The sequence below is a fragment of the Streptomyces calidiresistens genome (genome assembly GCF_014141525.1).
GTDB lineage: Bacteria > Actinomycetota > Actinomycetes > Streptomycetales > Streptomycetaceae > Streptomyces > Streptomyces calidiresistens.
Map to the genome: position 1 here is coordinate 1 of NZ_VKHS01001499.1, position 546 is coordinate 546.

At 71.1% G+C, this 546-nt stretch carries 1 protein-coding gene; it reads left to right on the forward strand.

Annotated features, from left to right (window positions below):
- The coding region (locus tag FOE67_RS28010) for a S8 family serine peptidase (RefSeq protein ID WP_182667592.1) at window positions 1-546 on the forward strand (546 nt) is incomplete at both ends.

A 546-nucleotide genomic window follows, 5' to 3' on the forward strand; every position in this document is an offset into this window, starting at 1 on the left:
CCCTCAACAGCGGCCCGGCCCGGATCGGGGCCCCGGCCGCCCGGGAACTCGGTTTGGACGGCGAGGGTGTCACCGTCGCGATCCTGGACACCGGCATCGACGCCACCCACCCCGACCTCGCCGACCGCGTCGTGGCGCAGGTCAACTTCACCGACGCCCCGGACATCGGTGACGTGGTCGGCCACGGCACCCATGTCGGCTCCACCGTCGCGGGCACCGGTGCCGCCTCCGACGGGCTGTACACCGGGGTCGCCCCCGGCGCCGACCTCCTCGACGTCAAAGTACTCAACGACGACGGTTACGGCTTCGACTCCGAGATCATCGCCGGCATGGAATGGGCCGTCGAACAGAACGCCGACATCGTCAACATGAGCCTCGGAGGCTTCGTGACGGACCGGCTGCCTCCCATAGAGGAGGCTCTGGAGCGGCTCTCGGCGCAGAGCGACACCCTGTTCGTCGTCGCCGCCGGCAACGAGGGGCCGTTCACCGCGTCCCTGAGCGCCCCGGGCACGGCCGAGGCGGCGCTCACCGTCGGCGCGCTGGATT